9 protein-coding genes are annotated in these 11512 nt (G+C 58.8%); 5 read left to right on the forward strand and 4 right to left on the reverse strand.

What is annotated here, in order from left to right; all coding sequences use genetic code 11:
* Positions 1-105 precede the first annotated feature (105 nt).
* On the reverse strand, positions 106-1038 hold the full coding sequence (locus tag BLU17_RS26330) for a replication initiation protein (RefSeq protein ID WP_092003589.1): 933 nt from the start codon (positions 1036-1038) through the stop codon (positions 106-108).
* Between the two features lie 1008 nt (positions 1039-2046).
* On the opposite strand from BLU17_RS26330, the gene BLU17_RS26340 reads away from it, so the two are divergent.
* From BLU17_RS26340 to BLU17_RS26350, 3 genes are read left to right on the forward strand one after another with little or no spacing between them, the layout of a single operon-like run.
* Complete coding sequence (locus tag BLU17_RS26340) at positions 2047-2409, forward strand: hypothetical protein (protein WP_092003596.1); 363 nt, start codon at positions 2047-2049, stop codon at positions 2407-2409.
* The gene (locus tag BLU17_RS26345; RefSeq protein WP_092003598.1) at positions 2399-2992 is read left to right on the forward strand and encodes an HAD domain-containing protein; all 594 of its coding nucleotides are present in this window, start codon (positions 2399-2401) and stop codon (positions 2990-2992) included. The genes BLU17_RS26340 and BLU17_RS26345 overlap by 11 nt, the downstream gene beginning before the upstream one ends.
* Positions 2992-3810, forward strand: coding sequence for a replication initiation protein (locus BLU17_RS26350; RefSeq protein WP_176929201.1), 819 nt, complete (start codon positions 2992-2994; stop codon positions 3808-3810). Before BLU17_RS26345 ends, BLU17_RS26350 begins: the two co-directional genes overlap by 1 nt.
* A 682-nt stretch (positions 3811-4492) precedes the next feature.
* Here BLU17_RS26350 and BLU17_RS26360 read toward each other — a convergent pair.
* Both BLU17_RS26360 and BLU17_RS26365 read right to left on the reverse strand, forming a co-directional pair.
* Positions 4493-5110, reverse strand: coding sequence for a DUF4276 family protein (locus BLU17_RS26360; RefSeq protein ID WP_092003603.1), 618 nt, complete (start codon positions 5108-5110; stop codon positions 4493-4495).
* Positions 5111-5112: 2 nt separating this feature from the next.
* Positions 5113-6369, reverse strand: coding sequence for an AAA family ATPase (locus tag BLU17_RS26365; RefSeq protein WP_092003606.1), 1257 nt, complete (start codon positions 6367-6369; stop codon positions 5113-5115).
* A gap of 1125 nt (positions 6370-7494) precedes the next feature.
* Here BLU17_RS26365 and BLU17_RS26370 point away from each other — a divergent pair.
* Both BLU17_RS26370 and BLU17_RS32675 read left to right on the forward strand, forming a co-directional pair.
* Complete coding sequence (locus tag BLU17_RS26370) at positions 7495-8103, forward strand: recombinase family protein (protein WP_092003609.1); 609 nt, start codon at positions 7495-7497, stop codon at positions 8101-8103.
* Positions 8104-8491: 388 nt separating this feature from the next.
* Complete coding sequence (locus BLU17_RS32675) at positions 8492-8710, forward strand: hypothetical protein (protein ID WP_143189342.1); 219 nt, start codon at positions 8492-8494, stop codon at positions 8708-8710.
* 209 nt (positions 8711-8919) lie between these two features.
* On the opposite strand, the gene BLU17_RS26375 is transcribed toward BLU17_RS32675, so the two are convergent.
* Positions 8920-9549 carry a hypothetical protein gene (locus BLU17_RS26375; protein WP_092003612.1) on the reverse strand — a complete coding sequence of 210 codons (630 nt, stop codon included), beginning with the start codon at positions 9547-9549 and terminating at the stop codon, positions 8920-8922.
* Positions 9550-11512 lie beyond the last annotated feature (1963 nt).

The following is an 11512-nucleotide window of genomic DNA, read 5'->3' on the forward strand; positions in this document are numbered from 1 at the left end:
GTTCCTGGGCGCCGCAAGGGGCAGAGGCCGGGAACGTGACTACCCCGGCCCTGGCTGCCTCTCCACAGTGCGCGCACGTGGTGCTGTCGTGCACAGCGGTCAGGCCTAAATATCGCCGTATGGGTCGTCGGACGGCACGGTCTCCGCAACACGCTCCGGCACTTCAGTCTTCGCTGCCGGCGCAGGCGCAGTGTCTTTCGCATCTTTCTTTTCTTTCTTGTCCTTCTTGCCTCTCTCGACGACGACTTTACCCGCCACCAGTCCGCATTCAGCCCAGCCGGTGGCCTCCTTGACCTTGGCAAGCGCGGGTTCGAGCACGTCAACGAACTTGCTCAATTGCATGCCCTTTCGCCCCATCAGGTCTCGAAGGGTTTCCGGCAGCATGGGATAGGGGGACAGATGCGTCGAGTAATACGCGTACAGGCCTTTTGCGAGGGGTTTGCCCTTGAGGGATTGCAACACAGACCGCCGCAGCAGCGTCCATTGACCGCCATCGAAGAGCCTCGCCAGTTCGACATCGAGCAAGACGTCGTAGTCGTGCTCCGTTTCGGACTCGCATTCAGGGCCGAGCATCTTAAGAATCAGCCTGGATTTGCCGACGAAAAGGCCGGGGACCGAGAACTCGAATTCCGCGTGAAAAAGACGGTCAAGCGAATCGTCGAGCAGTTTTCTGGTCTTTCCGCCGGGAGTTCGACCGAGCGCCTTGATTACTTCGGCGCGATTGAAATAGACGCGTGCTTCGCGATGTCTTTCTTGGCCGCTGTTGACGACGCGCCTAAGCAGCTCGTAAAAGACATCAGCGTCGCCTTGGTCGAGCCCTTGACCGGCGGTCTGAAAGACCTTTATGCCGCTCGTGTCAGTCGTCGCCAGTTGCGTCTTCGAGAGATATTGGGGACGCCGGGCTTTCGGTCCGTAAGTCAGGGTGCTAAAGATGGCGCTTCGTGCGAGCGCCTGCGCGGTAACGAAGTTCGTCCCCAGGCCGTGGGGGAGTTGCAGGTTGTGCCATGCTGCCAGCGTGTTGTTCGGCGTCGCGGTCATCGTTGTTCCTGCCAGGATTACATGGCCGCCCGTCGGACGGCAGCAAGTATACGTCGGGAGACGACCCATGATTGGAACAATGGGGACCTGCGGCTGGCAGAAAGGGGACCTGTAGCTACCGGCGAGGGACCTGTGGAACCGAGAAGCTGGAATACTCGGCGCTATTACGCGCACTTTTCGGGGATTGAGGGCGGGCAATACATCTTTATAAAATTACTAAGCAATGGTATTGCAAAGCTGAATCAGCTCGCTTCGCTCGCCATCTCCCGGGCGAAGAATTCTGCTGCCTGCGGCGGCTACGCAGACCTTCGCGCATGGTGGATTTTGCTTACCAGGACGGGCGGCTAGTCGCCACCGAGGCTAAGGGATGTTGCCCGCCGCGGTCACCTGCATCGATACGCCGAACCCCGACGTAAATCCGTTCGAGTATAGGCGTTGGCAGGCATGCATGTGCCCTGGTCAGCCGGCGCCCGTGCTGCGATGTGCACGAAGCTGGCGCAGGTCATTTGCCCCGATTGGGGGGTGGGGACCTGTGGCTATGCGACCGACAATCACGGCTCCCAAGAGCCCTTCTTCCCGCCAAGAATGAGTAGCCCCGCGGCCACGGCTACCGCGACGCGGTCGCGCCCGTTCCGAGCGGTAGCGAGGCGGCGAGGAAGAGCAGCCACCCCACCTTCAACGCTCGTGCGCTGCAGACGGCCTTCATCGCCCCGCAACCCTGCCAGCCTGGCCCGCGTCAAGACGGTCACCATCCAGCCATCAATGCGGCCCACCGAGACCCCGGCCTTAAACGCAGATGACACCTTCCAGCACACTGCATCCTTCGCCGTTGGCAGAAAAACAACACTTGGTATAACGCGTAATTTGCAGTTCGCAAGCGACCGTCGACTTCTTGTTGACGCTCGCCGAACACCATTGATAGCGTGGTCTTTCCGGGTGACTTGTGGTGCCTTCATGAGCCGACAGTGTGTCCCAGGCAACTTTCCGCGAGCGTCTCTGCAAGGCGCTGTGTCTGGCGCACAGCCCAAGCTCGTGCTGCGCAAGACCGGTGACAAGTACAGTTCCGGGCCTACGGATGCCGAACGGTACGAGCGGTACATCGTATGCGACGACCTCGCCCAGCAGTTAGCAGCGTACGCGACACGGAAAATGACGTCGAACGCCTGGTCCTTACAGGCGACCGTGTCCAAGATTGAAGTAGGAATCCTCAAGAAAGTTCGCAGTGGGATATGGGAGTTTTCCGACGCCGAGATTGCCTGGACCATCGGACGCACACGCCAGATTCTGTCGGACACGGCGGCGGGCGAAACATCTATCGGGCCCGACTCGAATATTCTGGGCCAGGCCCGGGACGACAGCCATGACGAATGAAAGCACGCGCCCGGCGCTCGTACTGGACCAGCCCACGCCAACGCTTTTTGTCGACTACGACGGCACCCTACACCGAGGACACGGCGTGCTCGACGAGCACGGCAACGTGTCGCTCGATTCTGACGAGCCAGCGTTCGAATATGCGCCACTGCTCGCGAGCATGCTGGAGCCTTACCCCGACGTGGAAATCGTCCTTACGACACGCTGGCTGCAGAAGCTCTCCCTTGAGCAGGTCGTTTCTTTTCTCCCCAGGGCGCTGGCCAAACGGGTCGTCGGTACAACCGCCGGCATCAAGGCTCGTTTCGGCTACATCAAGAGCGGCATCGACCGCACCTACATCATCCGGTCGTACGTATTCGAGAAGCGGTTGAAGAACTGGCTGGCCATCGACGATTCCGTCTACGGAGCATTCGACCTCCGCACCGACTTCCTCGACCTGACGGAGCATCTGGTGCTGCTAGACCCGAAGAAGGGCATTAGTGACGCAATGGCCCAGCAGCGCATCGTGGATTGGCTGGTCGACGTCCATGGCGACGACTCATGCTGTCCGGCGCCGACTGGCCCAAAGGATACGGAGCGCTAATGTCGATAGATATCAGCCTTTGGAAGGACCGACCGCATCGGGCTGCCAGCGGGACGCAGGTGCTCCAAGAAGTGCGCAACCTAACTTGGGTTTCGGCGCAAGTGCTGAGCATCATCTACTTTACCGCGTACTCAAACCTCGCATTGGCGGATGTAACCGATACGGGGAGTCGCTACACATTACACGAAATCGACCGGACGCTTTTCGCATGGCTGATGGGTGTCGACAGCGGCGACGTCAACCACCTGAAACGGCTGCTGAGGAGCGCAAATCAAGTATCGTTCGAAGAGACTCGTACATCCCGAGCACGGCGACCCCGTTCGGAAGTTTGGATGGCAACACAGTTCGTGCAATCCGTGGCGGCGGACGAGACTCGATTTCGTGTCGAAGTGTGGACTGACCTGCTGCGCTATCTCCGCTCGCAAGAATCCCCCGGCACGCTGCCTTTCGAGTTCCAACCAGATTTTTCGTCGAAGTATGCGCGCTCGCTGTACCTCAACCTTTCTGAGCGAGAGCGCCAAGGTCACGGCTCCGTCGAATGGATTCCATTGGACGTTGTTCGCGCTTGGCCGGGAGCGTCACGGGCCAGCACCGCACAAACTGATTACTTCCTTCGGAAGGTCCTGGAGCCCGCGATACGCGAAGTCAATGAACGGTCAGACGTGGAGATAGAGTGCGAAGCGGCACCCGACGAACCCGGCTCGAAGGACATCAGTGTTCGCTTCCTGATTCGGCGCAAGGACCCCACCGCAATGGGATGGGAATACCTCCGGACTCGGTCGCAACTGTTTTACACCCTCGCCGACGAGCGCCCGTAGGAGCTATTTATGAAGGTGCATGTTCAGACATACAATAACAGGCAAAATGGTGCCGGTTATTGCGAGCGACCATTCACACGGACTGACGAGGGCAAATGCAGACACTGGGGCGAACACCGCGATTTCTGACGCCGGAGGAAATGGAGTACCTGGTCGGAGAGCGGCTGAAAAGACTCCGGGTGAATCGAAACCTGGACCAGGTCACAGTCTCCAAACGCGCAGGCAATGCGTACGGGCGCTACGAAATCTGGAGTGCGGCAGCGGGTCGTCGCTACACACGCTCATCGTGGTCCTTCGGGTACTAGGTCGCGAGACGTGGCTCGACACCATCGCCCCGGTGCCGACCATCAACCCTGAGATGATGACCCGGCAGGCGAAACCTCGTCAGCGGGCCAGCAAGCCGAGAAGCAAGCCGGTTGGCTGAGAGCGCGGCAGAGGATTCTCCCGTCGAGTTCGTTCGTCGGAAAAGGGAGTCCACAGTTGAATGCCGTGCATGACACGTGGACAAAGGGGAGTGGCGACACGTCGCAAGAGAACTCAACGCGTGGTGGCACCATTTGCATGCTTGGTCAGAAAACCGCGACACGCTCCTACCTTGTTACAGCGGAACCCTGACCTCGTTGCGTTCGCGACAGTGCGGTAAAACCTGCTGCACGTACGTGATTGCCGAGTACGGTTCCGCTCATGCGAGCGCATCTGCTAGGGCAACACGAAACGCCTGGAAGCTTGGCGACCGGTTTGCCTCTGGCGACATGTGTGCCGCGATGCGCCGAGCAGTGTCAATCTTAGGCAAGCCTTCCTTGAAATATCCGTGGGTCTGCATGACACGCTCGAACGCCTCCCAAGTACCACCCAAGATGGCGTCGGGGTCTCGCAGGCCCCGCCGCTGCGGTACGTCGGCCGAGACGCAGGGATACTCGGCCTTGACCGCTTCCCAATCTCCGAAATACCAGGCTTCTAACTCCTCGACGGCTATGCGATTCACCAGCTGCCATGGTCCGGCGCCGGCTCGGCTGCGGGAAACTAGGCCAGCTCGCTCGGCCACTGCCTCAAGTCGTCGCTTCAGTTCACCGCAGTCGTCATCATCGCGGTCGACAATGACGAACAGCCGCCAGTCGGGGGGAAGCCATTGAGCGTAGGCTCTTAACCTCGCATCCAACTTAGCTAACAAGTCACCCTTTCCTTGAAAGGGGTGAACTTCGGAAGTGCAGGCCGCAGGTAGCATTCGCTGCAACAATTCACGTAAGAAGGCCTCCATCGAAGGCTCTTCGACCAAGAAAACAAGGTGATTGGCCGCCATAGTCACGACCCAGAGGAGAGTGGTCGCGTAGGTGCGCCTTGGTTCACCAATGGGTCGCCAACCCCGAGTTGTCCTTCCATCCACAAGTGCCCTAACAACGCGCCCTGAGCCATAAACGCATTCACTCCCGGCAGGTCGGCAGCACGGCGTGCCTGTGTGTAGCCCTGGTCATCTCGCCAAAGCACACGCACTTCCTCAGGACGCAAGCCGTTCAGAAAAAAAGGCGAATGAGTTGTCACCAACAACTGGGTAGACGCAACTGCAGCGCGGCACTCCTCCGCGAGTTCTGGCAGAAGTCGCGGATGCAGATAGTTCTCAGGTTCTTCAATTCCAATGAATGGGGGAGGAGTCGGGTCGTTTAGCAACAGCAAATAGGCCAGCATTTTCAATGTCCCGTCCGACGCAAAGCGCGCAAGCACTGGGCTGCTGAACGGAGCGTCTTTTATTTGGAGAAGCAGCCGACCGTCTGGCATGGTCTCGGCCAGCACGCGCTCTATTCTCGGCACGCGACGTCGCAGTACACGGAAGATATGTTCGAGCCTGTCACTATGCTGCTCAGCTAGGTACTGAATGACGTTGGCTAGGTTGTCGCCAGTTCGGCTGAGACGCTCTTGGGGGCCAGCCTCCGGCTGGCCGCGCGCGCTGTCAGCAGATAGATATGACACGTGCCATCCAGTGATAAATTCGCGCAACGCTGCGATGCGCGGATGGTCGGCGAACTGTCCCAAGGCATTGACCGCGAGCAAGTCCTGAGACTTCAGGGGCGTTTCCACCCGGTGGTCCTGCTCGTCCGGAAGTTCGCCACTAATGGCGCGCCCTTTGCCCTCCCGATAGTCCAGGAACCGGAATGGTTGCCCGTGACTACCGCGTTTCCAGCGCAGCCACTCTTCGACGACCACTGGACCGCCCTGTCGTTCATCAACGGCCAAGTGATAGGTGATGAGCGGGTACCCCGGCTCCCGATATTTGATTTCGATGGTGAGGGGGCCGTCACTTCCACGAGTTTTCAACTCCTTGGCTCGACCTCGTTTGTCCCAGGCACGACGCAGCCCCATTTCAAAGCACTCAGCCAAGAAGGCGAAGACGTCGAACACCGTGGACTTGCCACTCCCGTTAGGGCCCAATAGCACTGTCAGCGGGGTGAGTCCTTTGAACTCTAGTTCGCGCAATGCACGGAAATTTTGGACCTTAAGGTATTCGATTCGTGCCGGAGCACGCTGTCGCGACGTGCCTGCTTGCGTGCGGTCAGTTTCAGGCATTTTTATGTCCCGGGTGCTTGCAATAGGAGGAGAAGCGCGGTGGAGCGCATACGGGAGACGTCATGCCAACCGCCCTCCATCATCAGATACGAATTCCGCATAATAGCGCTTGCCATTGCGAAATTGGTGCGACGAGTAGGCCAGAGCACTCAGATATGACGTTGTTTTGATGAGCATTCGCCCGAATCACTCCGGACCGGACGGGTAACGACGTTTTTCCGAGCCCCCGCCGGATGTGTTCCTACTAGGAACACTTTTCCAAGCCCATCGCCGGGTGGGTCCTACCAGGACACTTTTTCGGAGAGCTCCGCCCAGTGTCTCCCACTTGGACACTCGCGCGCCTGGCACGAGCTACACGCCCTCGCCTTCAACCAACCAATCGGCCCGGAGCGTGTTGCCATTCAGACCTCGCTTGAACACTGAACCGCCCCATCCAATGCCCAGACCGTTTCCCGGGCGTGTCCTTTAAGGACACGAGCCGGCGCCAGGTTGAATGTGTCTCTTAACGACACTTTTTGCGTCGTGCCGCGGTCGCCGTCTCCGGCGCCGGTGCTCGTAGGGGTGCGCTGCCCGCCACGCGAAAGTCTGCTCGCGTTGCGCCTCGGTCAAATGTGTCCTACTAGGGGCACTTTTGCGTCGTTCCCTGGTTGCCGCCTCAGGCGCCCGCGCCCGTCGGGGTGCGCTGCCTGCCGCGCGAAAATCTGCTCGCGTCGCGCCTCGGTCAAATGTGTCCTACCAGGGGACCGGCTGCGCGCATCGCCCCCGCTGCGCGATAGCTTTCTTGATACGTATCAAGAGGGGCGCCCCTGACGCTTGTGGTCTTCGTCGTGGCGACTTGGTCTTGATACGTATCAAGGCCTATTCATGAGCTACCCGCGCGAATTGAACAGTGGATATCGACAATCCTCGCCGCTCTGGCGAGCTGGCCTTCTTGATACGTATCAAGAGAGCTGTTTCGGGTCCGGACCTAACGTTACGCGGATGCGACTTCCCGGCGCTCTCGTGAAGCTCACGAAAACGACGGGTTTCGCGACAGAGCCGGTCGTCATGGTCTGTGTACCACCCTATACCCCCCAAGATGTTCAAGATTCTCTTCAACAATCAACGACTGGAATAGGGTGCCGCATGGCAATTATTGGATACGCTCGCGTGAGCACCGTCGAGCAGACCCTCGACCTTCAGCGCGATGCTCTGAAAGAAACGGGCGCGACAACCATCTATGAAGACACGGCAAGCGGCAAGAATGCCGACCGGCCGGAACTCGTGCACTGCCTGAAGGCGCTGCGGGAGGGCGACACCCTCGTCGTCTGGCGACTGGACCGGCTGGGGCGGAATCTCCAGGACCTCATCCGCATCGTCGGTGAACTCGACGAGCGCAGCGTGAAGCTCAGGTCTGTGAAGGAGTCAATTGACACGGGCGGCTCCGTCGGGAGGCTCGTCTTCCACCTATTCGGTGCGCTCGCTGAGTTCGAACGCGAACTAATCCGCGAGCGCACCCTCGCGGGCCTTGAGGCCGCCCGAGCACGCGGTCGCCGTGGTGGTCGGCCGCCCGCGCTGGACGCGAAGCAACGCAAAGCCGCGCTAGCGATGATGAAGAACCGTGACATGTCGGTCGCCGAAATCAGCCGCCAGTTCGGCGTGTCGCGCTCGACGCTGTACAGCATTCAGTCAGCAAGCAAGCGGGAAGCCAACCGGGGAATCACTGGCAACATCCAACGCCGCGCCTGCGCTTGAACGTCGTTCGGTCCGGCGTCGAAGTCCTACATACGCGCGCGAGTCGCCCCGAAGCGTGCCTTTTAAGCGCACTCATGCATTTCGCATAACCCCGGTTGCAGTCGGTGCTGGCCATCACCGCAGCCGCGGTTCAGTCCTGCGCTAAAGAAACGCTTGCAAATGTCGTAAACCTGAAGAGGACTGGTCAATTTTTGAGAGGAACACTCAATGAATAAATATCGAGTCTTTTATAGTTTCCGTAAAGGCAGTAACTCGACGAGCAGTAACATTGATGTTGAAGCGGAGTCAGATTTCATGGCTGCCAAGATTGCCGAGGGGCAAGCTCGAAAGAGAAATAGTGGTCGTGATAGCTATGAGTTTCTCGTAACGAAAATTGAGCTCCGGTAAAATGGAAAATGATGGAAATGACGACGAGTATCTGAGCCTATCTGAGGATTGGTCAGAACTCGTAGACGGCTATGGTGCGAAGGAGCGGTCTATAGCGGGCCTGAAGCTTTTGGGGAAAAGTATATTTAATGTTGGTAAATTTACTTTTACAGAAGCCCTTCCAAAGATGGCAGAGCGGGCCGCCCAAATGGCAGAAGAAGCTGCCAAGAATAAAAAATAGACTATTGCATTGAAGACAAGAACCGCCTGTAGCCGCGCGCGCCGTTAGTTCGTCGACGGCTTTGCTGTCCGTATTGGCATCCACGCTGACGACCGGTCGAAATGGCTGCGGCGCGCGCGCAGTCAATGGCCCTTCGCAGCGCACAGTCGTCCGACTGGCAAACGGGATAAGTCGCCGGTCTTGCTATGTCTTACCGCTCGCAATCGAATCTATTGAAGCCAAAGACGCTCGCCGTGCGGTAGCTTTTGCACGAAGTACAGATAGGGAAGTTCGCCCGAGTAACCCTGCCGCCGGGCTTCCTCGAAAAGACGGCTTGATTGTTCGCGAACGCCGTGAAATCCGGGCTGGTTGGCGAGACGCTGTAGCAGTGCGCCCAGCGAATTGATGTTGCGCTTGTTGCTGTATTCGGCGATGAGCGCATGGTGCTCTGCCATTTCGCTCGACGGACGACGCCAGGTCCATGCCGTTCGGCCACGTTCTGGCCGCCGCACCAACTTATATCCGAGCCACATCAGGCGCGGTTTGTCTGCGACGACCAGCAGCCTTTCGCCATCCGTGCCATCACCATCCGTCGCGAGCAACAGCCACTTAACCTGCTGGCCCCCTTCGGGCCAGTACATCACGAGCAGCGCGTTGGCCAGTCCGCGCTTTCGCTTTGTCACGCGCTGCGCCGGCGTACAGCCGATGCCATATCGTAGGTGAAACTTGCGGGCCAGCGACTCTGCCTTGCTCGCGGACACAGTGCCCTGCGTGTACCGGTAGTAGCCCTTTGGAATGACGTCGAGCACGCGCGCGAGCGCGGCCGTCTTGCTGCGTGCAATCGGGGTAGAAGCAGGCATGAGGGGATGCTCCGAGGAGTTGTCATGCCGGCGTATAGCGAAAAAGGAGCGCGTGTTTGCGGTGTGAAGCGGCGCTACGCGGAAACACGTAATGATGTTCCGTGCGGAGCACGGGCAAATAGTGCTAGCTTTCGCGTGCTGAGCCGAGCGCAGGAGCATCGGCGCGGGCGTGAGCATAGCGGACTGCTCCCACCGCGCATCATTTAGTTGGTCGCGATAAGCCTCGCACGGCACAGCTCCAACTCCTTGCTAAGCGCGTCTATTTCACTTTGCATGTCCCCTGCTCGCCGCAGCAGGCGCCCCACCTCATTCCAGTACGCATAGCCCAAGTCTCCGTCCCCCATCGCCAGTTCGTGAATCTTTCGGAGAGCGACGTCGAGGTCTATCTGGTTGTCAGAAGGCATTATGTTTTCCCGTAGTGAAGCCGCCATACAGTGGCTGAAGGCATCGAGCGGCCCCGGCGCGACTGCATCATTCCCAGCGGATAAGCTGCATCTTAAGCGCGATAGAGCTATACGGCGATAGGCACAAAGCAGCGCGAGGGAACCACGCCGGCGAAAGCTGGCGTTGCCCGCATGCATGACGGTCTGCCCGGTGGCTCCTACTTCGTCAGGACCCAGCGGGCAGACCGCCAACTGCACACATACATACACCGGGGGAGACCCCACGTGACGACTCGCCAAGTCGTCGCAAACCGCCGTAGCTCTATGCCGGGTAATGCTGGCTGGTAGGGCTGCAACGGGCGCTGGATGACGACAGTCATCCTTCGACCCACTCGAAGACGAAGAAGTTGGGCGACACGGACACGGGAGCCTGGGCAACCAGGCCGAACCCTGTTCAGCGTGAAGCGGTGAGAATCCGCACCGGGGGGCGTTCGGAAACGAACGGCGTTACCCGGTCTCGGCAGGTGGGCTGATGAGGCGTCAGAAATGGCGCAGGGGCACGAGGGGAAACCTGGACTGCTCGGCACCACGCGGAAATGCGTGGGTCTCTGGATAGCTTAAGCCTGTAATTGGGGGTGTGAGTCCCCCATCCGAGTAAAAACCATTGGATATGCCCTTCGGGGTGATTAGTCTGTGAAGGTTCGGGAACGGTAACCCGATGCTATGGAACATCGTAGGGCGAAAGTGGCTTCGGCCATGAAGCGTATGCGACTTCCGGAACCTGAGGCTCCATATCTCAAATCGTGGGTTTGACGCGTTGAGCTAACGTGGGAATCTCTGACGGCCATTTGACCAGGGTGGCACCTGGGACGGCGCAAGAGAGGGAGCGGCGGATAGTAAAGCTCGAGCCGAATGCGAGACCTAATCAGTCAAGCATGACGCGAGCCCCGTTTGGGGCGCTTGAAAACTGCCAGCGGTTGAAAGGTGTATGTACCCAACGATGGGAAGGGCTTGGCGGCCCGTTTGCAGCTTATGCCGGACGCGATGCTTGGCGGCATTGCATCTGAACCTCTACCCTGGCCGGTAGAGCAGCGGCATGGAAAACTAGAATGCTGGTCTCGATATTTCTCACTCAGCCCCGCCGCGCGGCGGGGCTTCTCACGATAGCGCTCGTGGCAGTGAGCACAACCTCATCTGACTAGACATTGCCGCGCGAAGCAACCCACTCGACAGGCTCACGGAATGCAAACGGTCAGAATTGGAAAAACGTCAACACCGGCTCATAAATTTCGCACTCTGGATAATGCTGCAGAAACAGATTTACCCTCATGACCTCGTAATGCAGCTTCTCATTGGGCGTTCTCCAGAACGCAGGCATTCCCACAAAAATCCCATAAGCCTCAAGCTTTCTGAAGAACTTATCGAACGTTGGGCTCCATGCGTTCTTACCGGCGAGCTTCCTCTCCCGAACGTGCTGTGTCATTTGTAAGCGGTCCATCTTTAACGTCTAGTCCTGATCGACAGGAGCGAGGAGCATAGGGGTCCACCAATTCGAGGTGGACACCTATGCCTGACAAAGA

Origin of the sequence: Paraburkholderia lycopersici (assembly GCF_900096975.1) — a bacterium.
Lineage (GTDB): Bacteria > Pseudomonadota > Gammaproteobacteria > Burkholderiales > Burkholderiaceae > Paraburkholderia > Paraburkholderia lycopersici.